24 protein-coding genes are annotated in these 26,524 nt (G+C 63.1%); 21 read left to right on the plus strand and 3 right to left on the minus strand.

Annotated features, from left to right (window positions below; all coding sequences use genetic code 11):
* Nucleotides 1–311: 311 nt before the first annotated feature.
* Genes KIO76_RS20720 through KIO76_RS20735 form a run of 4 tightly spaced genes read left to right on the plus strand, consistent with a single transcriptional unit; the run spans nucleotide 312 to nucleotide 6,208 of the window.
* On the plus strand, nucleotides 312–1,166 hold the full coding sequence (locus KIO76_RS20720) for an FAD binding domain-containing protein (protein ID WP_213325496.1): 855 nt from the start codon (nucleotides 312–314) through the stop codon (nucleotides 1,164–1,166).
* Nucleotides 1,163–3,478, plus strand: coding sequence for a xanthine dehydrogenase family protein molybdopterin-binding subunit (locus KIO76_RS20725; protein ID WP_213325497.1), 2,316 nt, complete (start codon nucleotides 1,163–1,165; stop codon nucleotides 3,476–3,478). Before KIO76_RS20720 ends, KIO76_RS20725 begins: the two co-directional genes overlap by 4 nt.
* Entirely contained in the window at nucleotides 3,471–3,968 is a 498-nt protein-coding gene (locus tag KIO76_RS20730) for a (2Fe-2S)-binding protein (protein ID WP_213325498.1), read from the plus strand. The genes KIO76_RS20725 and KIO76_RS20730 overlap by 8 nt, the downstream gene beginning before the upstream one ends.
* The gene (locus KIO76_RS20735) at nucleotides 3,944–6,208 is read left to right on the plus strand and encodes a xanthine dehydrogenase family protein molybdopterin-binding subunit (RefSeq protein ID WP_213325499.1); all 2,265 of its coding nucleotides are present in this window, start codon (nucleotides 3,944–3,946) and stop codon (nucleotides 6,206–6,208) included. The genes KIO76_RS20730 and KIO76_RS20735 overlap by 25 nt, the downstream gene beginning before the upstream one ends.
* Before the next feature lie 101 nt (nucleotides 6,209–6,309).
* On the opposite strand, the gene KIO76_RS20740 is transcribed toward KIO76_RS20735, so the two are convergent.
* Entirely contained in the window at nucleotides 6,310–6,909 is a 600-nt protein-coding gene (locus KIO76_RS20740) for a cupin domain-containing protein (protein WP_213325500.1), read from the minus strand.
* Between the two features lie 130 nt (nucleotides 6,910–7,039).
* Between KIO76_RS20740 and KIO76_RS20745 the strand changes: the two genes are divergently transcribed.
* The 11 genes from KIO76_RS20745 to KIO76_RS20795 all read left to right on the plus strand — a co-directional run bounded on the left by KIO76_RS20745 (nucleotide 7,040) and on the right by KIO76_RS20795 (nucleotide 16,626).
* Nucleotides 7,040–7,450, plus strand: coding sequence for a cupin domain-containing protein (locus tag KIO76_RS20745; protein WP_213325501.1), 411 nt, complete (start codon nucleotides 7,040–7,042; stop codon nucleotides 7,448–7,450).
* Nucleotides 7,450–7,848, plus strand: a complete 399-nt coding sequence (locus KIO76_RS20750; protein WP_213325502.1) for a cupin domain-containing protein — start codon at nucleotides 7,450–7,452, stop codon at nucleotides 7,846–7,848. Before KIO76_RS20745 ends, KIO76_RS20750 begins: the two co-directional genes overlap by 1 nt.
* Complete coding sequence (locus KIO76_RS20755; RefSeq protein ID WP_213325503.1) at nucleotides 7,845–8,693, plus strand: nitrilase-related carbon-nitrogen hydrolase; 849 nt, start codon at nucleotides 7,845–7,847, stop codon at nucleotides 8,691–8,693. Before KIO76_RS20750 ends, KIO76_RS20755 begins: the two co-directional genes overlap by 4 nt.
* Before the next feature lie 294 nt (nucleotides 8,694–8,987).
* Nucleotides 8,988–9,614 carry an SRPBCC family protein gene (locus KIO76_RS20760; protein WP_213325504.1) on the plus strand — a complete coding sequence of 209 codons (627 nt, stop codon included), beginning with the start codon at nucleotides 8,988–8,990 and terminating at the stop codon, nucleotides 9,612–9,614.
* A gap of 123 nt (nucleotides 9,615–9,737) precedes the next feature.
* Nucleotides 9,738–10,628 carry a cyclase family protein gene (locus KIO76_RS20765; RefSeq protein ID WP_213325505.1) on the plus strand — a complete coding sequence of 297 codons (891 nt, stop codon included), beginning with the start codon at nucleotides 9,738–9,740 and terminating at the stop codon, nucleotides 10,626–10,628.
* Nucleotides 10,629–10,642: 14 nt separating this feature from the next.
* Nucleotides 10,643–11,176 (plus strand): carboxymuconolactone decarboxylase family protein, encoded by a 534-nt coding sequence (locus KIO76_RS20770; protein WP_213325506.1) that lies wholly within the window; start codon nucleotides 10,643–10,645, stop codon nucleotides 11,174–11,176.
* Between the two features lie 128 nt (nucleotides 11,177–11,304).
* Nucleotides 11,305–12,390 carry a BMP family ABC transporter substrate-binding protein gene (locus KIO76_RS20775; protein ID WP_213325507.1) on the plus strand — a complete coding sequence of 362 codons (1,086 nt, stop codon included), beginning with the start codon at nucleotides 11,305–11,307 and terminating at the stop codon, nucleotides 12,388–12,390.
* Nucleotides 12,387–13,904: an ABC transporter ATP-binding protein gene (locus KIO76_RS20780; protein ID WP_213325508.1), complete on the plus strand. Its 1,518-nt coding sequence runs from the start codon at nucleotides 12,387–12,389 to the stop codon at nucleotides 13,902–13,904. The genes KIO76_RS20775 and KIO76_RS20780 overlap by 4 nt, the downstream gene beginning before the upstream one ends.
* 13 nt (nucleotides 13,905–13,917) lie before the next feature.
* Nucleotides 13,918–14,985 (plus strand): ABC transporter permease, encoded by a 1,068-nt coding sequence (locus tag KIO76_RS20785; RefSeq protein ID WP_213325509.1) that lies wholly within the window; start codon nucleotides 13,918–13,920, stop codon nucleotides 14,983–14,985.
* Nucleotides 14,982–15,908 (plus strand): ABC transporter permease, encoded by a 927-nt coding sequence (locus KIO76_RS20790; RefSeq protein ID WP_213325510.1) that lies wholly within the window; start codon nucleotides 14,982–14,984, stop codon nucleotides 15,906–15,908. The genes KIO76_RS20785 and KIO76_RS20790 overlap by 4 nt, the downstream gene beginning before the upstream one ends.
* Before the next feature lie 10 nt (nucleotides 15,909–15,918).
* Nucleotides 15,919–16,626 (plus strand): cysteine hydrolase family protein, encoded by a 708-nt coding sequence (locus tag KIO76_RS20795; protein ID WP_213325511.1) that lies wholly within the window; start codon nucleotides 15,919–15,921, stop codon nucleotides 16,624–16,626.
* Between the two features lie 28 nt (nucleotides 16,627–16,654).
* Here the strand turns inward: KIO76_RS20795 and KIO76_RS20800 are convergent, their stop codons facing one another.
* Together KIO76_RS20800 and KIO76_RS20805 are read right to left on the minus strand one after the other, a co-directional pair.
* Nucleotides 16,655–17,953, minus strand: coding sequence for an NAD(P)/FAD-dependent oxidoreductase (locus KIO76_RS20800; protein ID WP_213325512.1), 1,299 nt, complete (start codon nucleotides 17,951–17,953; stop codon nucleotides 16,655–16,657).
* A complete protein-coding gene (locus KIO76_RS20805) occupies nucleotides 17,950–18,636 on the minus strand; it encodes a GntR family transcriptional regulator (RefSeq protein WP_283771506.1) in 687 nt (228 codons plus the stop codon). The genes KIO76_RS20800 and KIO76_RS20805 overlap by 4 nt, the downstream gene beginning before the upstream one ends.
* Nucleotides 18,637–19,018: 382 nt before the next feature.
* Here KIO76_RS20805 and KIO76_RS20810 point away from each other — a divergent pair, with 382 nt between their 5' ends.
* The 6 genes from KIO76_RS20810 to KIO76_RS20835 all read left to right on the plus strand — a co-directional run bounded on the left by KIO76_RS20810 (nucleotide 19,019) and on the right by KIO76_RS20835 (nucleotide 26,491).
* The gene (locus KIO76_RS20810; RefSeq protein ID WP_213325514.1) at nucleotides 19,019–20,329 is read left to right on the plus strand and encodes an LLM class flavin-dependent oxidoreductase; all 1,311 of its coding nucleotides are present in this window, start codon (nucleotides 19,019–19,021) and stop codon (nucleotides 20,327–20,329) included.
* 88 nt (nucleotides 20,330–20,417) lie between these two features.
* Nucleotides 20,418–21,980, plus strand: coding sequence for an ABC transporter substrate-binding protein (locus KIO76_RS20815; RefSeq protein WP_213325515.1), 1,563 nt, complete (start codon nucleotides 20,418–20,420; stop codon nucleotides 21,978–21,980).
* 11 nt (nucleotides 21,981–21,991) lie between these two features.
* The gene (locus KIO76_RS20820) at nucleotides 21,992–22,999 is read left to right on the plus strand and encodes an ABC transporter permease (RefSeq protein ID WP_213325516.1); all 1,008 of its coding nucleotides are present in this window, start codon (nucleotides 21,992–21,994) and stop codon (nucleotides 22,997–22,999) included.
* An 11-nt stretch (nucleotides 23,000–23,010) separates the two neighbouring features.
* The gene (locus tag KIO76_RS20825; RefSeq protein ID WP_213325517.1) at nucleotides 23,011–23,853 is read left to right on the plus strand and encodes an ABC transporter permease; all 843 of its coding nucleotides are present in this window, start codon (nucleotides 23,011–23,013) and stop codon (nucleotides 23,851–23,853) included.
* A 2-nt stretch (nucleotides 23,854–23,855) separates the two neighbouring features.
* Nucleotides 23,856–25,574, plus strand: coding sequence for a dipeptide ABC transporter ATP-binding protein (locus KIO76_RS20830; RefSeq protein ID WP_213325518.1), 1,719 nt, complete (start codon nucleotides 23,856–23,858; stop codon nucleotides 25,572–25,574).
* The gene (locus KIO76_RS20835) at nucleotides 25,571–26,491 is read left to right on the plus strand and encodes a 2-hydroxyacid dehydrogenase (RefSeq protein ID WP_213325519.1); all 921 of its coding nucleotides are present in this window, start codon (nucleotides 25,571–25,573) and stop codon (nucleotides 26,489–26,491) included. The genes KIO76_RS20830 and KIO76_RS20835 overlap by 4 nt, the downstream gene beginning before the upstream one ends.
* Nucleotides 26,492–26,524 lie beyond the last annotated feature (33 nt).

The raw sequence follows: 26,524 nt of genomic DNA on the forward strand, positions 1-26,524 counted from the left end.
ACATTTTCAACGCACTCGAACCCGCGAGAATAGCAGGCAAAGGGCCTGGAAACTATTTGATCGCAATACCTTCAGCCGAAAAGGCACACACGCAGGCTTGCCGAGCTATGGCTTGGAATTTTATTATTTTTCAATTCATCTTGCTAATATTCAAAAATCTCCTAGGATCGATGCCGCAATATGAAGGCGCGAAAGGGCGCTGCCAAGACAGAGGGTTGCGCGCAGAGCGCAAGGAACGAAATAGGCGGCCCGGCAAGGGCTGAAGGTAGCTGGATGCTCCCTGCGCCATCATTCGGGACCGAACACGACTCATGAAGCCTGCGTCATTCGACTACATCAGACCGGGATCGCGCGCCGAAATCGTCGCCGCCCTTGCCGAGCACGGCGATGACGGGAAGATCCTGGCAGGCGGCCAGAGCCTGGTCGCCGCGATGAACTTCCGTCTGGCACGGCCCGAGGTGCTCATCGACATCAATGGGACAAAAGAACTCGACTATCTCACGCCGTCGGGCGACACCCTCGCCATCGGCGCGCTGACACGCCACGCCGCCTTCCACAAGCCGACCGTGCCCGGCCCGCTCGGTGAGCTCTTGACCAAGGTCGTCCGGCATATCGCGCATTATCCCATTCGCCAGCGCGGCACGTTCACCGGCAGCCTCGCCCATGCCGATCCGGCGTCCGAATGGTGCCTGGTGGCGACGACGCTCGATGCCGAAATGCTCATCGAGAATGCGGGCGGCGAACGGCGCTGCCGCGCCGGCGACTTCTTCAAGGGCACCTTCACCACCGCCGTCGGTCCGCAGGATCTTCTGGCCGAGGCGCGGCTGCCGCTGCTGGGCGACGGCTGGCGCAGCGGCTTCTATGAATTTGCGCGGCGGGCCGGCGATTTCGCGTTGGCAATGTCGCTCGTCGCGCTGAAGCTGGAGAATGGGCGCATCGCTGCGGCGCGCCTAGGCGTCGGCGGTGTCGCGGACCGGGCGATCCGCCTGCATGCCCTCGAGAACGAACTCGTCGGCAGAGAACCCTCGCGCCCACTGTTCGAGGACGTGGCGGCCGCCGCCCGGGCGGCGATCAAGCCGAGCGAGGATATCCACGCCTCCGCGGACTATCGCAGCGATCTCATCAGAACCGTCGTCCTCAGGGCCTTGACGGAGGCTGCGGCATGAGCTGGATCGGCCGATCCCTGCCGCGTCTCGAAGATCCCTCGCTCCTGATGGGGCGTGGACGCTATGTCGCGGATCTGGCGCGCGGGGCCGCCTCCGTGAAATTCGTGCGCAGCCCGGTTGCCGCCGGGCGCATCCTCAGCATCGACGTGCCGGACGGGGAGCTCGTTTTCACGGCAGCGGACCTTGCCGGGGTAAAGCCGATTTGCCCCATCCTGCACCGGCCGGACTATATCGCGGTCGAACAGCCCATCCTAGCCAGGGACAGGGTGATGTTCTGCGGCCAGGCGCTTGCCGTCGTGGTCGCGGAAGACCAAAGCCTGGCGGAAGATCTCGCCGAGCAGGTCTTTGCCGACATCGACGCCGAAGATGCCATCGTCGATATGGACACGGCGCTCGCGGAGGGCGCGACCGCTGTCCACGCCCACGCGCCCGGCAATGTCCTCGTCGAGGGTGTGCTGCGCAGCCCCGGCCTCGATGCCGCCTTCACCGATGCCGCCGAGATCGTGTCCCTCGACTTGCGGTCAGGCCGGCAATCGGCGATGCCGCTCGAAGGGCGCGGCGGCGTGGCGCAATACGATCGTATATCCGGGCGCGTGACCCTCTACGCCTCGGTGCAGATGCCGCATATGCTGCGCACGGGCCTCGCCGACGTGCTGCAGATGCCGGAAGCCGATCTGAGGGTCGTGGCGCCGGATGTCGGCGGTGGCTTCGGCCAGAAGATGTCGCTGTTCCCCGAATATGTGGTGCTCGTCTGGCTGGCGCGGAAGCTCGAACGCGACGTCGCCTGGATCGAGGACCGCCGGGAAAACTTCCTGGCCTCGTCCCACAGCCGCGACCAGTCCTTCCGCGTCCGCGGCGCCTTCGCCAAGGATGGCACCTTGCTCGGGATCGACGCCGACCTGAAAAGCAACGTCGGCGCCTTCTCCTGCTATCCCGTGACCTGCGGCGTGGAACCACTGATGGCGCTGGCCGAGTTGCCGGGGCCCTACAAGGTCGCGGAATATGGCGTCCGCTCACGCGGCGTGACCACCAATACCGGCATGATGGCGCCCTATCGCGGCGTCTCGAGGCCGATGCTGACGCTCACCATGGAGCGAATGATGGACGTCGCGGCCAAACGGCTCGGCATCGATCCCATCGAGATCCGCCGCCGCAACCTCATCGACACTTTCCCGCACCGCTCGCCGACCGGCCTCGTCTACGATGAGGGCAGCTACAAGGAAGCCATGGACCGCGCCGTCGAGGCCATCGATCTCACCGGCTTCCGTGCCCGTCAGCGGGAGGCGCGCGCCGCGGGACGATATCTCGGCATCGGCTTTTCCGTGTTCAGCGAGCGCACCGGTTATGGCACGCCCGCCTATGCCGCGCGCGGCATGAACATCGTCCCCGGCTATGAAATCGTCTCCTGCGCAATGGATCCCTCCGGCTTCGTCGAGGCACGGATCGGCTCCTCGCCGCACGGGCAGGGGTTGAAGACGGCGCTTGCGCAGCTCATCGCCGACGAGCTCGGCGTGGAACCCGGCAAGGTCAAGGTCATCTCCGGCGATACCGACGCGACCCCCTATGGCTGGGGCACCTTCGCCAGCCGCTCGATGGTGATCGCCGGCGGAGCCTGCAAGCTCGCCGCCGGCAAGGTGGCGACACGGCTGCGCTCCGTCGCCGCGGTGATGATGCAGGCTGACGAGGATCAGGTCGTGCTGGAGGACGGGCTGGCGCGTGTCACGGGCACCAACCAGTCCCTGCCCATCCCCGAGGTAGCACGGGCCTCCTATCACCAGAGCCATCGCTTCGGCCAAGCTGGCCCCGGCCTCATCGAGAATGCCACCTACGATCCCGGCGGCACGTTCTCCAACGCCTGCCACGCCTGCATCGTCGAGGTCGATATCGAGACGGGCGGCGTGAAGATCGAGCGCTTCGTCGTCGCCGAGGATGCCGGCGTCCTGATCAATCCGATGATCGTCGACGGGCAGATCCATGGGGGCGTCGCCCAAGGCATCGCCAACGCGTTGTTCGAGGAGCTGGTCTACGATGAGACCGGCAATCTCCTCACCGTCTCGCTCGCCGATTACCTGCCGCCGACCATCGCCGAGGTGCCGAAGATCGAGATCGAGCATCTCGTGACGCTCTCTGACGCGACGATCACCAAGGCCAAGGGCGTCGGCGAAGGCGGCGCGATCGGCGCGCCTGCCGCGATCATCAACGCCACGGTCGATGCGCTGTCGCCCTTTGGGGTCGAGATCTTCCAGATCCCCGCCACTCCGCAACATATCCGCAAGCTGATCCGCGAGGCCGAACGGAACGCCCATGGCTAACAAGCATGACATCACGCTCACGGTGAACGGCAAGGACTACAGCCTTACCGTCGAGCCGCGGCGCACGCTCGCCGATGCGTTGCGCGACGATTGCGGGCTCACGGGGACGCATCTTGGCTGCGAGCACGGGGTCTGCGGCGCCTGCACGGTTCTGGTCGATGACAAGCCCGTGCGCTCCTGCCTGATGTTCGCGGTGCAGGCGGAAGGCCGTGCTGTGCGGACCGTCGAAGGCCTCGCGAAGGGCGATGTGCTACATCCGCTGCAAAAGGCGTTCTGGGAGAACCACGGGCTGCAATGCGGCTTCTGCACGCCGGGCTTCCTGATGCTGGCCGCGGGCGCGCTGGAGGCGGATCCCGATCTCAGCGAGGAGGAGATCCGCGATATCCTGTCGTCGAACCTCTGCCGCTGCACCGGCTATCAGAACATCATCAAGTCGGTCTGTCTTGCTGCAAACGAGATGCGTGCATGTCCGCCATCGGCCGATCGCTGAAGCGGCTGGAGGATCGCCCGCTCCTCACCGGGGAAGGGCGTTTCGCCGCCGACAACCGCGCCGACGGTCAGGTGCATATGCGCATCGTGCGCTCGCCGATCGCCTTCGGCCGTATCCTTGCTATCGAGACGGAGGACGCGAAGTCGCTGCCGGGCGTCATCGCCGTCTGGACCGCAGCGGACATTGCCGATCTCCCGCCGATCGACTTCCGCATGACCCGGATCGCCGGGCTCGAACCCTATCGGCAGCATGTCCTGGCGCGCGACTACGTGCGTTATGTCGGCGATCCCGTCGTCGCGGTCTTCGCCGAGGATCCCTATACGGCCGAGGACGCGGCCGAGCTCGTCTTCTGCGATATCGAGGAGGAAACGCCCTGCCTCGATGCAACCGCCGACCCGGTCGGCTTCATGCCCGAGCGTGATCCCGCGCTCCTCAGCGAGCCCGCGGTCATCACCAAATCCTACGGCGACATGGAGGCGGCCTTCGCGGGCGCCGCCGCCGTCATCGAGATGGAGCTGAAGGTCGGGCGCCATACGGGCGTGCCGCTGGAGGCGCGCGGCGCGCTCGCCGTGCACGACCCGGAGACGGGCGTGCTCACCATGTATGGCGCGGCCAAGGTGCCGCACTATAACCGCGACAGCATCGCCCGCATGCTGGGCCTGAAGCCGGAGCAGGTGCGGCTCAGCGAGGGCCATGTCGGCGGCGGCTTCGGCATTCGCGGCGAGCTCTATCCGGAAGACGTGCTGGTCTGCGCCGCCGCCCACCGGCTCGGCGTCCCCGTCAAATGGGTGGAGGACCGGCGCGAGCATCTGATGGCGGCGAACCATTCGCGCGACCAGGTGCACCGCCTCAAGGCAGCCGTCGATGCGAACGGCTTCGTACGCGGGCTCGTGGACACCTTCTACACCGACCAGGGGGGCTATGTCCGCACCCACGGCGGCACGGTGTCGGACCTCGCCGCGGCTCTCCTGCCCGGCCCCTATCTTATTCCGGCCTATCATGTGGAAGGCCATATCCGGCTGACCAACAAGACGCCCTCCGGCACCTATCGCGCACCCGGCCGCTACGAGACGACCTTCGTTCGGGAGCGGTTGATGGACGCGATCGCCGCCAGGCTCGGGCTCGACCCGATGGAGGTACGCCGGGTCAACCTCATCCCCGAGGATCGGATGCCGTTCGACCGCGGCATCGAGGCGCTCGGCACGCATGTGCTCTATGATTCGGGCAAGTATCACGATCTGCTTGATCGCACCCTTGCCCGCATCGGCTACCCCGACCTCAAGGCGGATTTCGCCCGCAGGCGCGCGACCGGCGAGGCGGTCGGCCTCGGCATTGCCTTCTTCGTCGAGAAGAGCGGCCTCGGCCCCCATGACCTCGTGACGATGTCGGTCCAGTCCGATGATACGATCGAGATCATCACCGGCGCAGCCTCCGTGGGCCAGGGCATCGAAACCGTGATGGCCCAGATCTGCTCTGACGTGCTCGGCGTGCCCATCGAGCGGATCCGGGTGATCCACGGCCAGACCGATCGCATCTCGATCGGCTTCGGCGCCTTCGCCTCCCGCGTCACGGTGATGACGGGCTCGGCCGTGAAGATGGCCTCCGAAGCCCTCAAGGAAAAGGCGATCGCGCTCGCCGCGCCCCTGCTGCAGGCCGACATCGGCGCGCTCACGCTCGAGATGGGACGCGTGGTGTCGCGCGATTCGGGCGCGACGATCGGCCTTGCCGAAATCGCCGCGCAATCCGGCGAAGACCTCGACGCCGAGGGCCTCTTCCGCGCCGATCACATGAACTACCCCTACGGCATCCATGTCGCGCAGGTGCGGGTGGATGAAGCGCTCTGCGGCATCCATGTGGAGCGTTATCTCGTTGCCTATGACGTCGGACGCGCGATCAACCCCATGCTCATCGAGGGGCAGATCGTCGGCGCCGCAGCGCAGGGCATCGGCGGCGCGCTTCTGGAGGAGTTCGTCTATAGCGAGGAAGGCCAGCCGCTCGCCACCAGCTTTGCCGATTATCTCATGCCGACCTGCCATGAGATGCCGCCGGTGGAGGTGCTGCTGCGCGAGGATGCGCCGAGCCCCCAGAACCCGCTCGGCGTCAAGGGCGCCGGCGAAGGCGGGATTACCGCGGTCGGCGCAGCCATCGCGGCCGCCGTCGATGACGCGCTTGGCCGACCGGGACTGATCACCAGCCTGCCGATCGCACCAAGCCGGCTCCATACCCTGCTGCGACGCTGAAGCGGCAGTATTCCGGAGCCCGGGCAACGGCTTCGCCGTTTCTGGAATCAGACCGAGTTTCTCGCTCCAATCCCGTGGGGACTACTGGATATCGATTGACCTTAATCGCGCTGCAAATTGATCCAGAGGGTGCGAACTTGTTCCTTGCCGTGGTTCCAGATGCGATGGGGACGGCGCGAACTGTAGGAAATAAGGTCGCCGCGCTCAACCACATGCAAGGTTCCATCGACCTCGACGGTGAGCTTCCCTTCGAGAACGAAACCATATTCAAAGCCATCGTGAGTGATGGGCTTTTCCGTCGCGCCGGTATGAGGTGCGTATTCATTCAGTGCGATCGAGACGCCGCGTGCGCGGTCTTCCTTGATCAACCTTCGGATCACATGGGCCGCAGTCTCGATAACTCTTTGATCGGCACTGCTGACCACCAGCTTTTCGTCATCGAGAGCCTGATCAACGATAAAGTCCGACATCTGCACGCCCAAGGCGTTAGCGATGACGATCAACGATCCGATCGACGGAGACGCCCGGCCACGCTCGACCAGGCTGAGCATCGAAGCACTCAAACCGCAGGCATCGGCGAGGGCCTGCAATGTCATGTTGCGCGCGAGTCGCACTTCACGAATGCGAAGTCCGATGGCCGCGAGCGTGCTCGCAGTCGTCCCGGCGGGATCATCCTGGGGGTTCAGCAAGGGCTCACTCACGATGGCCGTATCCTCGATCTTCTAACGGGCGTTTCACCAAGCGCGCCTCGAAAGACGAATAGCGCTTGCACAGCGTTTGATTTTGATCATACTAAAATACGTGAATAATATTCAAACGGAAATTGAAGCCGTGGCTTGCCTCCAATCCCATAACACAGTCCGCGTCGTGAATAGCGCGATCGACTGTCCCGATCTCCCGATCATCATTGGTTCAGGCCGCGCCAAAGCCGTGATGTGGCCCGGGAACGGTGCGCTCTATCGCACTTTTCAGGTACTCGAACTTGAGCCGAATGATCAGACCGTTGCACTCGTTCATCCCTCCGACAGCGCCTATTACGTGGCCGCAGGCTCCGGGATTATCGCAGATCTGCGTTCCGGCGAGCGAATGCCCCTCGTTGAGGGCGCTATGGTTCATATCGACAAGGGAGACCGCTATCGGTTCGAGGCCACTCAAACAGCGGGTCTGAAGCTGATAGGAGGCCCGTGCCCCGCCGATCCGCAACTCTACGCTCATCTCACCCAAGCCGGGGAGGCGGTTTGATGGCCATCCGGATTTTTCACCGTGACAATCCTTCTTTACGTCTCCCGCTCATTTCCAAGGACGCCCGGTTTGTGATCTGGCCGGGGACCGGCGCCTGGCATGCGAACCTGAATTATGTACGGCTGGAAGCCGGCGAAGCAAACACGCCGCATGTCCACACGCTCTCGGAGGACACGATCTTTATCCTCGAGGGCGAGGGGACCGCTTACGACTACACGAATGACATCAAGCTCCCGTTCCACGCGGGTTGCGTCGTCCACGTGCCCGTTGGCGTCAAGCACGCCGTCGCCGCAGATCGCGGTGTCGAGATCGTCAGCGTCGGCGGCCCGAGCCCGGCGGATGTCCCCCTGCTCAAGGCGGTCGGCGCCCTGCCGGCGGACGCGGAACAGCCGGCATGACGTCATCCGTCGCAGCCGTCCAGTTCACCGCCTTGGCCGGCCAAGCCCGGGAGAACCGGGAGCGCAGCCTGCGGCTGATCGAGAACGCGGCCGCTGACGGCGCCCGTGTCATCGTCCTGCCCGAGCTCGCGATCTCCGGTTACACCCTGAACCAGGATGATCTGTCGGCCGCGGCCGAGCCTTGCGACGGACCGACGCTGTCGGCCTGGACCGAGGCGGCCCGGCGTCTCGGCGTGGTGATCGCAGGCGGCTTCTGCGAAAGCCACGATGGGCGTCTTTACAATTCCGCCCTCCTCGTCGGGCCGGATGGCCTCCTGCTGCATTACCGGAAGCTTCATCTCTTCGATGCTGAGAAGCTCGTCTTCACGCCGGGAGACCGCGGCCTTGGCGTGGCGTCGACGCCCTTCGGACGGATCGGCCTGTGCGTCTGCTATGACCTGCGCTTCGTGGAGGTCATGCGCGTTCTGGCGCTGCAGGGCGCTGAGCTCATCGCTGTCCCGACGGCCTGGGTGCGAGGCTTCGACAAGGTCGACCGCGATGGCGACGGCCTGATCGGCCAAGCGCGCGGCGCGATCGTGCAGGCCAATCTCAATCAGGTCTATATCGCTTGCGCCTCGCAGGGTGGGGCGGCGGGCGACATCGCCTTTCTCGGCTCCTCACTTGTCGCCGATCCCTATGGACGAATTCTGGCGGGGCCATTGCCCGAAGACACCGAGGCGACGGTTGTCGCCCCCATGGATCCTGCAATCGCTCAGGCCGCCCTGGTGCGGACGGAGCGAGTGAAGCCACGGGAGGACAGACGAACAGACGTTTACGGCATCACCACCGGGGGACGAACACTCTAAGTGATGCGGTTATTCTGATCAGAATTGCAACGCGGCAGTTGAAACGAACCAGACGCATCATCGGATCTTCAGGATTCCTGACGCTCTGCGTTATTCGTTGATCTGTTGGTGCGTACCGTCATCGAAACCTTGGAGGTATATTCCAAGGGACAGAGGAATTGTTGCCGGAGGATAGCCAGATTTTGTGTGACGGCAGCCCGGTGCTGGGCAAGGCGTCCCCCTCAGTCGAGGTGGCCCTTCCGTGCGCCCTGAAAGCCCGCCGTTCACAGGTCGGTCTCAGAGAAGGTATCAGCCATGAAGATCGCGCAGGAATTCACCGTGGCTCGTCCGATGCCCGCCGTATGGAGTTTTTTCCAGGATGTCCCCGGCGTCGCGCGCTGCCTGCCGGGCGCGGAATACCTCGGCCCGAAAGAAGACGGGAAACATACCGGCAAGGTTTCATCAAAGATCGGCCCCTTTCAGGCCAGCTTCGAGGGTGAAGCAGATGTCGTTTATGACGATATCGCCAAGTCTGTCCATGTCGAAGGCAAAGGTGTCGACAAAAAAGGCGCAAGCCGTGGCAAGATGATCATGGATTGCCGTCTCTTCGCGGAAGGAGACAAGACCAAGGTCGTCGTCGACGCTGATGTGCAACTCTCAGGCGCCATCGCGCAGTTCGGCCGCACGGGCATCATTAATGAGGTTGCCAACGTGCTGGTCGCTGATTTCGTGCGCAACGCCGAGGCGGAACTCGCGGAGGGTGCCGCACCCGGCGAAGCAGTCCACACGACGCGGGAGGCGCCCTTAGCGCGAGCGACGGGCGCCACATCGGGCGCCGCCGCCACGGCACCGGCAGCCGCCAAGCCGATCAGCGGTTTTGGCCTCATCCTCTCCGTCCTGAAATCCTGGCTCGCATCTCTATTCGTGCGACGCGCTCACTAGAGCATTGCCGGTGAGGCAGTATTCACCGGCAATTCTCTAGATTTCTATTCCATGCATTTTCTTCGCGGACCGGTTTCGCTTCGCACGAAAATGCTCTGATCCATCCAAATCTGGAGCCGACTGATGAAGATCATCGACCTTTCCCATCTCATGAATGTCCATACGCCGGGCTGGGTGGGATATGCGGGCAACAAGATGTACTATGCCCAGAACCTCCAGACGATCCACATCGTCGCGCAGCGCATCGACTCGGCGCTCCATGTCGGGACGCATATCGACGGCGCCATGCACGGCACCGACGGCATGGGCGACATGGCTTCCTATCCGCTCGACTTCCTGGTCGGCCCCGGAGCGGTCGTGGACGTGTCCGCGCATATGGACGACTGGGCCGTCATCACGCCCGAGATGATCGAGAGCGCGCCCGTCGATGTGAAGGAAGGCGACATCCTCATCATCCACACCGGCTGGCATCGCTACTGGGAAGGCAAGCCGCAGCAGGATCTCGTGAAGTATTTCTGCATGCATCCGGGCGGCAAGCAGGAGCTTCTCGACTGGATGCTCGCCAAGAAGATCAAATGGTTCGGTATCGACTGCGGGTCAGGCGACCACGCCATGAACACGACGATCCGCCGCATGCGTCCTGATCTCGCTAAGCAGTTCGAAGCCCAGGTCGGCATGAGCTGCGACGAATTCTTCGGCAAGAACAGCTATGTGCACAAGCGTTCCGGCCGCAAGGTGGTGGAGGACTATTTCCCCTTCCATTCGCAGGCCTTCCAGGAAGGCTTGATCCATGCCGAGAATGTGGGCGGCGATATCGAGCTCATGCTCAACCAGCGCGCCGTAATCGGGGCTTTTCCCTGGCGCTACGAAGGCCTTGAAGCCTGCCCCTGCCGGATCGTCTGCTTCCAGGGCATCCCGGAAGATGTCGAAGCGGTCGGTGACGTCGCCAAGGCCATTTTCGGTCCGCGGCAGATTGCTTCAGGGATGATGTCCGGCGGGCCGGACGGGCGCTGAGGAGGAGAACGGAGATGCTGATCGGGGTCCGCGACGTCGCGGAGATGACGCCCAGGCAGCGCGAAGTCCATGATGCCATCGCATCCGGGCCGCGCGCAGGCGTGCCGCTGCCGTTTCTCGCCATGCTCGATGTGCCGGAGCTCGCGCATGCCATCCAGTCGGTCGGCGCGGCGATACGCTTCTCGGGAGCGCTTGCCCCTGCCCTGCGTGAGATAGCAATCCTCGCGACAGCCGCGGCCTTCGGCTCGGGCTATGAATGGGACTACCACCTCCCAATCGCGCGTGACCTTGGCGTGCCGGAGGCGACGATCGCAGCGGCCGCATCGGGCCGGCCCGCCGATGCCGCCACGCCCGAGTATCAGGTCATCATAGCGCTCTGCCGGGACGCCGTCCTGAATTGCAAGGTCAATCAGGACAGCTTGAGGGACCTGGTCGGGCTCGTCGGCTCCCCGGCCGCGAGCGAAGTCGTGGCGATCGCCGGCTACTACAAGCTGCTCGCCCTGTTCCTGGCGGCGGGCGCGCTGGATCACGGCATCGCCGATCCATAGGGCATCGTTCGCAAGATGATTGACCGATGCCCACAAAAGGCACTTGCGCTGCCGGCGAGTTGAGGCGTAATCATATTGAAATTTTCTAAAGAAATTTGAAAAATACAAAAACGAGGTGGAGCAAGGCTATGATCACACAACGATCCAGGAGCAATGTCGTCGCCGCAATTCTCTCCGGCGTCATAGGATTGGCCGCCGTAAGCCCGGCAGCCGCGGCCGATATCAAGGCGGCTTTCCTCTATGTCGGCCCGCGCGCCGACAATGGCTGGACCTTCCGCCATGACGAAGCCCGTCTTTGCCTTGAGAACGCTGGCATTCCGACCTCATTCGTGGAGTCGGTCGCCGAAGGCCCCGATGTCGTGCGTATTGAACGCGATTTCATCTCGCAGGGCTATAACGTCATCTTCGGAACAGCTTTCGGCTACCAGCCCTTTACGCAGCAGGTCGCCAAGCAGAATCCTGATAAGTTCTTCTTCAATATTGGTCCGGGGATAGCGCCGAACGCCAATATCCAGACCTACTACGGCAAGTTGTGGGATGGCCGCTATCTCACCGGCATCGTCGCCGGCAAGATGACGAAATCCAACAAGATCGGCTTCGTCGCCGCCCATCCCAAGCCCTCCGTACTGGCCGGCATCAACGCCTTCACGCTCGGCGTGCGGTCGGTCAACCCCAAGGCTGAGGTCAATGTCGTCTGGACCCTTTCGTGGTTTGATCCGCCGGCGGAAAAGCAGGCCGCGGTCGCGCTGGCCGAGGCGGGCAACGACGTCATCGCGCAGCATCAGGACACCGGCTCGGCCGCCCAGGGCGCAGCCGAGAAAGGCGCATGGGCGATCGGCTCCGAAGCCGACCTGTCGAAGATCGCCGGCGACCGAGTCCTGACCGGGACGATGTGGGACTGGTGCCAGTATTACAAAAAGGCCATCACCAGCGTGAAGGACGGCACCTTCAAGCCCGGAGATTACTTCGGCGGTCTCGATGACGATGTGATCAGCCTCGCGCCGTTCAACAAGGCCATTCCGGAGGATGTCGTCGCCCTCGTCAATGAAAAGAAGCAGGCCATCATCGACGGCAAGCTGGATTACTGGAAGGGTCCGCTGAAATCCAACGACGGTAAGGTGATGGTCCCGGAGGGCGGGACGCTTTCCCTCACCGATGTCCAGAAGGTTCTCTGGCTCGTCGAAGGCGTCAACGGCACGGTAGGAAAGAAGTGATTGTCGCCGCCGCCCTCAGCCGTGAGCATGCGGGCAAGCCAGCGGGCTTGCCCGTCCTCAAGGTCGAGCATGTCACCAAGTCCTTCGGCGACGTGCTGGCCAACAGCGACGTCTCGTTCGCAGTGCCGGCGGGCAGTGTCGTCGCTCTGCTGGGCGAGAACGGGGCCGGAAAATCCACCATCATGAATGCGGTCTGCGGCCTCTATCTGCCCGAGGCAGGCCGCATACTGATCGACGGACAACCCATGGAACTCGGTTCGCCCGCGGCAGCCGTCACTGCGGGGGTCGGGATGGTCCATCAGCAGTTCAAGCTCGTGGATACTTTGACCGGCTATGAGAACATTTCGCTGGCGACCGATCGCGGCCGTTTCCTGCAAAGGCACGTGGTCCCGGCCGCACTCACTGATCTGATGCGCGAGGTCGGCTTTGAGCTCGATCTCGCGGCGCCGGTCTGGACGATGCCGCTCGCCGCGCGCCAGCAGCTGGAGATCCTGCGTGTCCTGGCGCAGGGCGCGCGGCTCCTCATTCTCGACGAGCCGACATCCGTCCTGTCGCCCAGGGAAACCGAGCAGCTCTTCGCCATCGTCAAACGCATCGCGGCGTCCGGCCGCTCCATCATCCTGATTTCGCACAAGCTGGCCGAGATCGAGGATGTCGCCGACCATCTCGTGGTCATGCGCGGCGGCTGCGTGGTCTTCGAGGGCCCCAACCAGACCCTCACGAGGGATGATATCGCCGAGCTCATCATCGGCAAGCGGGTGGTGCGCGCGGGGCAAAGACCGCACGCGGCACCCGGCGAGCGGCAGCTGTCACTGCGGAACGTATCGATCGCCGCCCGCAACGGAGTAACCGTGGTTTCCGACGTAAGCTTCGACGTGCATGGCGGGGAACTCGTCGCAGTGCTCGGCGTGACCGGCAACGGTCAATCTGAACTGTTCGACGCGATTGGAGGCCTGCTGCGCCACACATCCGGGCGGATCAACGCGCCGAGACGAGCCGGCAGACGCGCCTTTGCCTTCATCCCTGCCCGCCATCTCGGGATTGCGTTGGCGCCGGGACTGAGCCTCGAAGATAACGCGCTTCTTGGCGCGCAACGCAGGCCCCCGTTCGGGCCCTGGCTGGCGCCTTCCCAGGTCAGGCTCCACGCGCGCGCGGTGCTGGACAGTTTCGACGTCAGAGCTGATCCGAGTTCAGCGACCAGACGTCTCTCGGGCGGCAATCTCCAGCGCGTGGTGCTTGGCCGGGAACTAGCGAGCCAGCCATCTCTGATCGTCGCAAGCTATCCCACACGCGGGCTCGATATCGCATCCGCCACGCAGATCCGCGCGGCGCTTGCGCAGCGCGCGGCGGCAGGAACCGCCGTTCTCATGGCGAGCGAGGAACTGGACGAGTCTCTGGAGATAGCGACCCGCGTCCTCGTCATGAGCTCGGGGCGCGTTGTCGCCGATCTCGCACCGCATCAGTTCGAAAGGGACGCCATCGGGCGGTTGATGACCGCGGCACGGACCCACTAGGATCCCCATGCGCATGCGCCTTCGCCTAGAGCCTCGGCTTGAGACCGTCAAACCGCTTGAAGTGATGGCTCGCGTCGCCATCGGCGCAATGCTTGCGCTTGTGTTGGGCGGCCTCGTCATCGCCTTGAGCGGCCATGATCCGCTCACCTCTTATGCTGCCCTCATCCGCGGCGGCTTCGGGTCGCGAGCCGCATTCGAGGGCACCTTGAACAAGGCTGTGCCGATCGGCCTATGCGCACTGGGCATCGCGATTGCTGCGCGCGCCAGACTTGTGAACATTGGCGCAGAGGGACAACTCTTCTTCGGTGCCTTTGCCGCGACAGCCGTCGGCCTTGCGTTACCGGAGAACACGCCGAGTCTGATCGCACTTCCCTGCGTCATTGGCGCAGGGATCCTGGCTGGCGCCTTCTGGGCAGCGCTCGCCGCAATCCTGAAGGTGGCATTCGGCGTTAACGAAATTCTGTCGACGCTGATGCTTAATTATATCTGCTTGTTGTGGGTCGGCTATCTCGTCCGTGGCCCATGGGCCGATCCGTTGGCTTACTCTTTTCCTTACTCTCCGCCCATTCTCGACAATGCCCAGATGGGCCCGCTTCTCGGCAGTCTGAACGGCGGCCTGCTGATCCTGGCAGCAGCTGCCTTGTTTGTCTGGATCGTCGACTATGGCACACGCTGGGGGTACGAGCTCAGGGTGTCCGGCGATGCGCCACTGGCAGCACGATACGGCGGCATCAGCGCTGCGGCCGTCACCTTATCCGTCCTGTGCGTCTCCGGTGCCCTGGCTGGGCTGGCGGGCGCGGTCGAACTCTCGACCTCGACCGGGCGGCTGCAGCTCGGCCTGTCGCCGGGTTATGGCTTCATGGCGATCCTGGTCGCCTGGCTTGGCGGTGGCCGGGCCCTGCCCATCGTCCTTGTATCAATTCTTTATGCCGGTCTCCTCAACGGCGGGTTCAGCCTGCAGGTGTCGCGCATTCCCTCGTCGATCAGCACGATTCTCCAAGCCTTGCTCCTGATCATGGTGCTCGCCGGCGTGACCCTTGGGCGCTACAGAATCCGCCTGGTCCGTGGAGCGCCCGCATGAACATCGAACTACTCTTCGCGGCGGCCATCGTCTCGGCGACGCCGATCCTCTTCGCAGCCCTGGGACAGCTTCTGACCGAGCGCGCCGGGGTCCTCAATCTCGGCATAGAAGGAACCATGCTCGTCGGCGCGGTCTGCGGTTTCGTGATGACCTTCGCGCTCGGCTCAACCGCAATGGGGCTCGTGGGCGCGGCCATCTGCGGTGGCCTTTTCAGCGCTGCCTTCGCCTTTTGCGTCGTTACACTTCGCTTGGACCAGGTGGTGACCGGCCTCGCCTTCTCCATCCTTGGAAGCGGACTGTCCGCTTTCGTCGGGCAGGCCTATGTCGGCAAGGCCCTGCCGATGCGGGGCCCAGCCGACGCGCCTTCTACCATTGCCGGAATTCCGGGGCTTGGCGTCATCATTTTCAACCAGGATGCAATGGTGTTCCTGGCTTTTGCAATCGCCGGACTCATCACATTCTACCTTTACAAGACTAGGCCCGGCCTCATCCTCAGGACGCTCGGCGAGAGCCCGGAAACATTGGACTCTCTCGGCATCACCGTCGTTGGGTTGCGCTATGCCTACATCATCGCCGGCGGCGCGCTGATCGCCCTTGGCGGCGCCTATCTCTCGGTCATCAACACGCCGACCTGGGTCGAGAACATGACAGCCGGGCGCGGCTGGATCGCGCTTGCCATCGTCATCTTCGCCAGCTGGCGTCCAGGCTGGGTGGTCTTCGGCGCGCTTCTGTTCGGTCTCGTCGATGCCTACCGGTTTCGTGCGCAGGCAAGCGGGCAAGCCTTCATCGACCCGCACTTTCTCAACATGTTGCCCTATTTGACGACACTGATCGTTCTGATCGTGATGTCGCGCCCGGGGCTGCGCGCGCGGCTGCGGGCACCGGCCGCACTCGGTATCCCCTATGATCGCGAAAAGCGCTGAGGAGACAGGGATGAAAGCCTATATCGAGGGCAAGGCCCAACAGCTCGGGCCCGAATTTGCGCCATGGTTCGATGCCCGCAATACGGCGATCGTTTCGATCGACCTGCATCGCGGGCATCTCGAGGATTCGCTCGATTGCCCCTGCCCGGCCCCGCGGGCCCGCGCGATCGTCAGCGCGGTCGATGCCTTTCATGCCGCGGCCCGCGAGCTCGGGGTACCCGTCATCCATGTCCGCAGCGTCCTGCGCAAGGGCGGCGTCGATGATGTCAACGGCCTGAAGGCCGCTTGGCGGCTGGTGTTTCCTCTCCATGTGGGTGAGATCCGCAATATGGATGAGCACGCGATCGAGGGGACCCGCTGGACGGAATTCGTCACCCACGTCGATGAGAAAGACCTGATCGTCCAGACCAAAAAGCGGCTTTCAGCCTTCTTTCCGACCGACCTCGACTTTCTCCTGCGCAATCTCGGCACGAAAAGCGTGGTGCTCGACGGTTGCCTCGCCGACTGCTGCGTGCTGAACACCGCATTCGATGCCTCCAACCTCGGCTATAACGTGACCGTGCCGCAGGACCTGGTGCGGGGAACCAACGAGGCGATGGAGAAGGGCGCGCTCGCGATCATCGCGGCGCATCTCGGCATCGTCACCGATTCCGCGAGCATTCTTGACGCCTGGTCGTCCCGGAACGCGCCCGCGATTGCGCAAGCCGCCTCCGCATGAGGCGGCGCGCGAGCGCCGCCGCGGCTCGTCAGGCGAAGATGTCCATCACCCGATAGAGCTGCGTCACCGTGACGATGCCGAGGTCGCTAATGGGTGCCGGCGGCATCCGCGGCGCCGGCGTATTGGGGACCGGGAGGGTCGCCGGCGAGCGATCCTGCAAGATGGTCTCGCCCAGCAGCTTGCCATAGGCGCTCGCCATGGCGACGCCGCGACCGCAATAGCCATGCGAGGTCCACAGCCCGGGCTCGGGTTGGTCGATATGCGGCAAGAAATCGCGTGTGAGCCCGACCTTCCCTGACCAGCGGAATTCGATCTCGGCGCCGCGAAGCTGCGGATAGATCTTGCCAAGCGCCGTCTCGACATGGGCGAAGTCTTCCGGCTGCCGGGGACCGGACAAGGTGCCGCGCGTGCCGAACAGCACCCGCCCGTAAGGATCCTTGTGCCAATAATAGAGAATGCGACGGCTATCCGAAACGGCCTGTTCACCGGGCAGGATGTCTGCCGCAAGCGCGGCCGGCAGCGGCTTTGTGGCGACTATATTGGTGTGGATGGTCGCCATCGTGCGTTCGACGCTCGCATTCAGCCCATTGGAATACGCATCCGCCGCAATGATGACTGTCGGCGCCGTTACGCGGCCGCGGGATGTCTCGACGATCCACCCGCGCGGCGCGCGTAAGACCATCTTCGCCGGTGTCTCACGATAGACCGCCGCGCCTTCCGCCATGGCAGCCCGCGCCAGCCCGCGTGCGTAGCCCAGAGGGTTCAGGGAAGCGCCCTCGTGATCGATCATGCCGCCGATATAGGCCGAGGAGCCGAGCATGCGGGCAAGCTCATCGCGCGAGAGCATGTCCAGACCGCCGATGCCATCGGCTGTCCAGGTGCGCTGGCGCTCCTCCACTCGCCGCAGCCCCGCCGTGTTATGCGCCGGCAGGATCCAGCCGGTGCGCTTCAGATCACATTGAATGTCATAGGTTTTGATGAAATCATAGACGACGTCGGTGGTGGTCGCACCGAAATCTGCCATGGCGCGACCGCGCTGCGGGCCGAACTCCTTGATCAGGCCGGAACGGCTGCTCTTGAAGCCGCGGATGACCGCACCGCTGTTGCGTCCCGAACCACCCCAACCGGGATAGCCGCCCTCGATCACGCGGACACTGGCGCCGCCTCTGGCGAGAACGAGGGCCGCGGAAAGGCCGGTATAGCCCGCGCCGATGATCGCCACATCGCAGGTCGTGTCGCCATCCAGCGGGCGCGAGGGGTCGTCTTCCCTGACAGTCGCCGACCATAGTGTCGGAAATGTATTGATGCAGTCGTTTGCGTAATTCATCTGGTAGAATCCCGGGTAGCGCTTGACGCGGCAGACATCGCGTGCAGACGAACCGTTGTGGCAAAGTGGTAGTCGAGCTCGGCCTTTGCAGTGCCGGCATCTCCGCGCTGCAAAGCGGCAAAAATCCTGCAATGATCGCGATATGCGCCTTCCGGACCGGCATCGATCGCCAGTTCGTTGGTGCGGATCAGGCGGGCACGATTGAGAATGAGTGACAACTCACGCTGCAGCATATCTTGTTCGCTCATCTCCGCGATCGACAGGTGAAAGGCCGTATCGAGATCGCTGAACTCGCCGCGACTGATGTTTTGCAGGGACACGCGCTGCAGCTCGAGGATTTGCGCTACACGGTCGAGCCCGTCAGCACTGCGACGGGCGACAGCGAGCTCCACGGCGAGATGTTCCAGTGCTGCCCTGAGGCGATAAGTCACCAGAATTTCGGGGTAAGAGTAGGTTCGAACGGCATAACGGCGTCCGACACGCTCCACAAGCCCCTCCTGTTCCAGCCGCCGCAGGGCATCGCGCGCCGGAATGCGGCTTCCCCCGAACCAAGACGCGACCTCGTCTTCCTTGAGCACCGCGCCCATCTGGAACTCGTGCCGCAAAATCCTGGTTTTCAGTCCCTCGTAGGCTTGGTCCCCGCGCGAGGCGTTAGCCGTATCGTTCCCATTGAGATCGTGCATCGTTGTCTTTCGCTGGCGTCGCGGAGCCCCTGCTCCTGAACAACCGTTGTCGCGCTATTTTAGTATACTCAATGATGGGAAAGGCTCAATCCGGAAAGCGCGCTCAGGCCACTTTTCGTCAGCTTCAGCGAATTCACTGGCCTCAGCGTTCTGGCATTTATGTCGTTTTATTAGTATGTTATTGGTTTAAAGCCGCCACGAAAGACGCAGCGAAGAGTCTGCTTCGTAAAAAATGCATTTGCGCTATCGCGAGAGCGCGATAGGATATCAGTATACGGAATGCCTGGCAGAGACCGTGACGACGCGCCATCCCAGGCTTGAACTACGCGCCGGCCACGCCTTCTCACTGAGAGACATGGGCGGCCTATGAAGGGGAACGACGATGAATGCATCCCGGCAGATGCGGCTCGGGTTGTCGATGCGCTACCTCGGCTACCATATCGCCGCGTGGCGTCATCCCGATTTCCATCCCGCGAGCCTTGTGGAGTTCGAGACCTACCGCGATATCGCGCGCAAGGCCGAGGCCGCCAAGCTCGACATGATCTTTTTCGCGGACGGCGTTGCTGTGCGGGGTTCCGACAATCCACCCGGCGCCTTGTCCCGCGACATGAAGAATGCGGAGCTGGAGCCGCTGACCCTGCTCTCGGCTATTGCGGCCTGTACAAGCCGGATTGGCCTAGTCGCCACGGCGTCGACGACCTACAACGAGCCATTCCACGTCGCGCGAAAATACGCGTCGCTCGATCACATCAGCAAAGGCCGCGCCGGATGGAACGTCGTCACCTCGTGGTCCGACCAGGAGGCGCAGAACTTCAATCGCGTCGCCAATCTCGAGAAGGATGAGCGCTACGCCCGCGCCGCTGAATTTGTGCAGGTTGTCAAAGGGCTCTGGAGCAGCTGGGACGAGGATGCCTTCGTTCACGACAAGGCGTCGGGGCAGTTTTACGACCCTGACAAGCTCCATGTTCTCAATCATAAAGGCAAATTCTTCGCGGTCCGGGGGCCCTTGAATTCGTGCCGGACGCCACAGGGGGAGCCCATCATCGTGCAGGCCGGCGCGTCATCGCAGGGCCGCGACATTGCAGCCGAGCACGCGCATGTCGTTTATACGAATTCGCTGGACATCGGCGAGGCGCGAACCTTCTACGGCGATCTCAAGGACCGCGCCGCCTCATTCGGTCGCCGGGGCGATGCGCCGCTGATCATGCCGGGCGTCACCCTCTATGTCGCGGCGACGAGGGCCGAAGCGCAGGCCAAGTTCGACGAGTTGCAACGGCTGATCGATCCTGTCGCGGGTCTTGCGCTCCTCTACAATTTCTGCGGCGATCTCTCCGCCTATGATCTCGACAAGCCACTGCCGTCTGATTTCTTCGCGGACGGCATCAGCATAGGCGGCAATCTGCTGGCAAAAGCTCGCCGGGAAAACCTCACGATCCGACAACTCTACGAGGACGTTGCTGCCGGCTACACCGGCCGCTATCTCATCGGAACGGCCGAGGATATCGTCGACGATCTCCAGGACTGGTTCGAGACGGGCGCAGCCGATGGCTTCAACATCTGCCCCCCCATCCTGCCACAGGGCATGGACGATCTCGCGACATTCGTCATACCGGAGCTGCGCAAGCGAGGACTTTTCCGGTCCGATTACGAGGCAACGACACTTCGAGGCAATCTCGGGCTCGCTCAGGCGTGAGGACCGCCGGTGAGCCGGACTGGAGCCAAGCCTGCGATGGGACGTTCAATAGAATAATCCGGAAGTCTAAATAACAAGGAGCCAGAGGATGAATTCGAGCATATCCGTACCGCGCCGCACCCTGTTCAAAGGTATTGGCGCAATGGCCGCGGCAGGCGTTCTGGGCGGGAACGCGCGGGTTGCTTTTGCCGCCGCCCCGCATTTGAGGGCCGCCATCACCGGTTACAGTGTGATCAATACGCTTGATCCGGGCAAGGCGACGCTCATCCCTGAGTTTTACGTCATCTGGTCGTTGTACAACGGGCTGCTGACCTTCGACGACAAGATGAATATCGTCCCGGACCTCGCGGAATCTTACAAGACCCTGGAGGACGGCTCTCTCGAGTTCAAGCTGCGCAAGGGCGTCAAGTTCCACGACGGGTCCGAGATGACCGCGGACGACGTCAAGTTCTCGATCGAGCGGATCCTCAACGAATCCTTCGCATCGCCGAACCGGGCGAAAGTCGCGGCCGTTGATCGCGTGGAAGCCGTCGATCCGCTGACCGTCCGGATCTACACGAAACGCCCCTTTGCGCCACTCCTGACGTTCCTCACGAATTCGCGCACCGGCACGCAGATCGTGCCCCGCAAGGCCGTCGAGGCCATGGGCGCGGAAGCCTTCGCGCGCAAACCTATCGGTACGGGTCCCTATAAGCTCGAATCCTGGTCGGCCGGCACCGGGCTGAAGCTCGCCGCCCACAAGGACTACTTTGGCGGCGCGCCGGCGATCGATACCGTTGAGGTGCCGCTGATTGCCGAGGAATCGAGCGGCGTTACGGCACTGCTCGGCAACCAGATCGATCTGACGAGCACGGTGCCTGCTGCCGACGTCCCGCAGTTGTCGACAAATCCCAACGCGAAGATCCTGAAGCAGCCAGGGCTGAATATGCGCTTCATCTCGATCAACTTGAGAAAGGCGCCTTTCGACGATCCCCATTTCCGGCGCGCCGTATCCATGGCCTTCCAGCGCGAAGCGATGGTCAATGCAGTGATCTTTGGCGAAGGCGCCACATCGCACGGGATCTTCCCACCGCTGCTCGGTGATTACTATTCGAATATTCGTCCACCGCAGACGCTATTCGACGCTACTGCAGCGAAGGCTGAGATGGCAAAGTCGCGCTACAAGCCCGGCGAACATGCGGTGGCGGTGGTCACCTGGGGTGGAAGCTGGTGGAAGCGGTTTGCCGAGATCTTCGTCGCGCAGGTCAACCAAACCCTCGGCACCAAGTTCACGGTCGAAGTCACGGACGCCAACGCCGCTTACGCACGTCAGCAATCCGGTGACTTTGTCTGCTCGGTCTGGGGCTGGCTCGGCCTGGTGGATCCCGATGAATACATCAACGACATTTTTCACTCGAAGGGATGGCGAAACTTCGGCGGCTATTCCAACCCGGAAGCCGACACATTGATCGAGGCGGCCGCTCGCGAGATGGACCAGGCTAAGCGTGTGGAGCTTTACCATAAGGCCGAGAAGGTCGTGATGGAGGATCTGCCGTTCATCCCGTGCTTCACATCCAATATCCATAACCTGATGCGCAAGGGCGTAAGCGGCTTTGTTCAGAAGCCCTATTCGAACTTCGGCGACCAGTTCATCAACATCAAGACGACCTGAGGCAAGCCTTCATGTCCGACGTTGCCCTGCAATCCGGGCTGCACCGAGAGCGCATGGCGCGCCTGAAAGCCCTTTTCATCTATATCGCCAAAAGGGTTCTCGGGAGCGCCGGCGTATTGCTCGTCGGCACGCTCGTGGTGTTCTTCACCATGAAAGCCGCGCCCGGTGACCCTGCCCTGGCGGCCCTCGGCGAGCAGGCATCGCCCGATGCCATCGCGGCTTTCAGGGCCGCGCATGGTCTCGATGCGCCCATCCACGTGCAGTATCTCGCGTGGCTCACGCAAATGCTGCAGGGCAATTTCGGCCAATCGCTGGCACTCGCCAGCGGTGTTCCCGTCGCGACGCTCCTTCTGACAAAACTACCCGCTACGGTCTTCATTGGACTTTATGCTCTCGTGATAGCAGTCGTCATATCACTCGTACTCGGCACGATCGCCGCGCTGCAGCGCGGGCGCGCAGCTGATACGGTGGCGACGTCAATCGCGGTCTTCGGCATCTCCATGCCGGATTTCTGGCTGAGCTATGTCCTCATCTTCGGACTGGCGCTCAATCTCGGATTATTTCCCACGTTCGGCTATGTTTCGCCGGCCGATGACTTTCTGCGGGCACTTCATTTCGGTTTTCTGCCTGCCTTTGCGATCGCGGCTCCCATGGCCGCGGTCTTTGCGCGCACCCTGCGTGCCGTGCTCATCGACGTCATGAACAAGCCCTATGTCACCACGGCCAAGTCGTTTGGCCTCCGTGGCCAGTTCATTTTCGTGCACTTCGTGCTTCGCAATGCACTCGTGCCGTATCTGACAGTGATCGGACTGCAGATCCGCTACATTCTGGGAGGTGTGGTCGTCGTCGAGCGCATCTTCGGAATACCCGGCATCGGATCACTGATGGTCGATGGGGCGTTTGCCCGTGACTTTCCAGTATTGCAGGCCTGCACCGTGACATTCCTGTTCATCGTGCTCGTCGTCAACATGATGACTGATCTCATCTGCGCGGCCCTGGATCCGCGCCGGTCAAGCTAGGGGTCAGCCGCATGCAACTCACCACGACCCTTCGCCGGTTCTTCCGCAACAGAACGGCGGCAGCGGGCCTGCTCATCACGTTCTTCGTCGTCTTCTCGGTCGTGGCGGGGCCTTACCTCCTGCCGCATACGCCCGAAAGCATGGACTTCATGGCCATCCTTTCTCCGCCGAGCTGGAGCCATCCGTTCGGCACCGATTCCTTCGGCCGCGACGTGCTCGCACGCGTGCTGGCCGGAGGCCAGATATCCCTGCTCATAAGCTTCGCCGCGATCGCCATCGCGGCTCTCGCCGGCTGTCTCATGGGGATCATGTCCGGCTATCACGGCGGCATGATCGATACCGTCTTCATGAGGGTCGCCGATCTCCTTTTCGCATTTCCAAGCTTCATTCTTGCGATGTTGCTGATGGTGCTCTTCGGCTTCTCTTCAATTAACATCATCGGGGCCATTGCGCTGGTCTACCTGCCGATCTTCACGCGTATCGCACGCAATACGACCTTGCTGGTGAAAGAGGAATCCTATGTCCAGGCGGCGCGTCTCATGGGCCGGCGGCCGATCACGGTCATGGTGACTGAGATTTTCCCGAATATCTCCGCGGCCATTCTTGTGCAGGCGAGCGTCGGCGTGGCCTTTGCCATCATCCTGGAAGCCGGCCTCAGCTTCATCGGGCTCGGCGTGCAGCCGCCCACGCCTTCCCTCGGCGGGGTGATGGCGGATGGGCGCGAGTACTTCAGCCGCGCGCCCTGGGTGCTGACCATGAGCGGCATCGCCATCTCGATCGCGCTGCTCGGCCTTAATCTGCTGGGCGACGGCATCCGCGACATGACCGACCCTCACCTGCGGGAGCGCGCATAATCATGGCGGCACCGCTCGTCAACATCAGCGACCTGAATGTGTCCTTCCATAATCATGGCAAGGAAACAAAGATCATCCATGGCATCGACCTGACCGTCGGCCGTAACGAGATCCTCGGCATTATCGGTGAATCCGGCTCCGGCAAGACGATCACGGGCCTCTCGCTGCTGCGTCTTCTGCCGCGTAATGCCCGTGTGGAGGCGAAAGAACTAAGCTTTGACGGCATCGCCCTGCCGGGCTTGACGGAGTATCAGTTCGGCGTCCTGCGCGGCATCCGCATGGCGATGATCTTCCAAGACCCTGTCGCCTCCTTCAATCCGTCCAAGCGGATCGGCTGGCACTTCCATCACATCATCGCGCGCGCCGCCGCCCACGGGCCGGATCGGCCGCACGCGGGTCTGGCGGTCGGGAATACCCGCGAGAAGGCGATCGCACTGATGCACAGCGTCGGCATCAAACGCGCGGAAGCGGCGATCGAACTCTATCCCTTCCAGCTCAGCGGCGGCATGCTGCAGCGCGCCCTGATCGCCCTCGTGCTCGCACTCGAGCCCGATCTCATCATCGCCGACGAGCCCACCACTAATCTCGACAAGATCGTCGAGCAGCAAATTCTTGAACTCTTCCGCGACATTCGCCAGCGGCTGTCGGCCGGCATGATCTTCGTGACCCATGATCTCGCCGTCGCGGCCACGCTCTGCGACCGCATCGCCGTGATGCGCTTCGGGGAGCTTGTCGAGATCGGGCCGACGCGGCAGATCTTCGAGGCGCCGCAGCATGAATACACGCGGCTCCTGATCGACACCGCGCAGGAACTGGCGCGCGGCGGCGACAACGGCCGGCTGACGACACGCATCGGCACGGACAAGAGTGCCGCCGTGGTGACGCGGCGGGACGATGCGCGACATAGCGGCTCGCCCCTCATCAGCGTGCGCCATCTTGCCGTTACCTTCCCCGGCCGGGGCTCGCACCCGGCTTTCAAGGCTCTCGACGACATATCCTTCGACGTGGCGCCGGGCGAAATCCTCGGCCTCGTCGGGGAATCCGGTTCCGGCAAGACCACTTTGGGCCGTACGATACTGCGTCTCTACACGCCGTCCGCCGGCCAGATCATCTATCGCGGCCGGGATATCACCCGGCTCTCGGAAACGCAGCTGCGCCCCATGCGGCGCGACCTGCAGATGATATTCCAGGACCCCGCCGGCTCGTTCAACCCGCGCAAGACCATGCGCGCCTCGCTGATCGATGCGCTCACCGTCGCCAAGGCCTGCCCGCGGCCGCAGATGCCGGCGCGTGTCGATGCCCTCCTTCATCGCGTTGGATTGACGGAGGCGCACGCGGAGCGCTATCCGCATGAGCTCTCCGGGGGACAACTGCAGCGCGTGGCGATCGCGCGGGCGATCTGCCTGTCGCCGACCTTGATCGTCGCGGACGAAGCGGTGTCGAAGCTCGACGTTTCCGTGCGCGCCGGGGTGCTCAATCTGTTCAAGGATATCCAGGCGGAAACGGGCATGGCCATGATCTTCATCACCCATGACCTCGAGGTCGCGCGCTATATGTGCGACCGCATCGCCGTGCTCTACCACGGGCGCATGCTCGAATACGGCACGACGGACGAGATCTTCGGCAATCCGCGTCACGATTACACGCGATCGCTGCTGGCGACCATGGACCATGGCGTGTTCGGAAAGCCCGAAATCCGGCAGGCGAGCCAGGCCTCATGAGTATCTGCTATATCGACTGCTCGCCGTTCATGCGCGAGCTCATGGACGAAGTCGCGGACGTCCACGCCGGCGCCATTGCCGTGAATGTCGGCGATCCCGGCGCCGACGAGATCGTCGAACTGGCTCGTGGGCATGACGTGCTCATGAACGGACACAGCTTCATGAACGACGACGTGCTTCGACGCCTTCCTGATCTGCGCCGGATCGTGTTTCTCGGCAGCGGCGCGACGAGCTATATCGACGTCGAGGCGGCCGGCAGGCGCGACATCGAGGTGCTGACGGTCACTGGCTACGGCGACCGTTCTGTCGCGGAACATGCGACGGCGCTGATGTTCGCCGCCGCTCGCCAAGTCGCCCGAATGGACCGCACCCTGCGAGACGGGGACTGGGATCCTCTAGAGGGAATCGAGCTTGCCGGGCGCACGATCGGCATAATCGGCTTCGGCGGCATCGGCCGGGAAATGGCGCGCATCGCGCAAGCTCTCGGCATGGTCCCGCTGATCTGGAACCGCCGGCCGCTCGATGCGGAATGGAGCGCCTTTCAGGCTTGTTCGCTGGAGGAGCTACTGCGGGAAAGTGACGTGATCTCGCTACACCTCGCACTCACTAATGAGACCCGCAGACTACTCGGCCGGGCGGAATTCGGCCTTATGAAGCGAGGCGTTTTGCTTATCAACACAGCGCGCGCAGGCCTCATCGACCAGACAGCTTTGCTGGGTGCCTTGCGCGAGGAACGACTGGGCCATGCCGCGCTCGATGTCTTCGACGAGGAACCATTGCCCCCGGAAAATCCTTATGTGGCGATGGACAACGTCACCTTGACCGCCCATGCGGGCTTCAAGACACGGGCAGCGTCGCGGCGCCTGCTACGGGATGCGTTGGCGAAGGCGCTTGCACCGATTTCCCACCGCGGATGACCTCGCGTGAAGCAGCAGCTTGCATTGCTTCAC

Source organism: Chelatococcus sp. YT9, assembly GCF_018398315.1.
Lineage (GTDB): Bacteria > Pseudomonadota > Alphaproteobacteria > Rhizobiales > Beijerinckiaceae > Chelatococcus.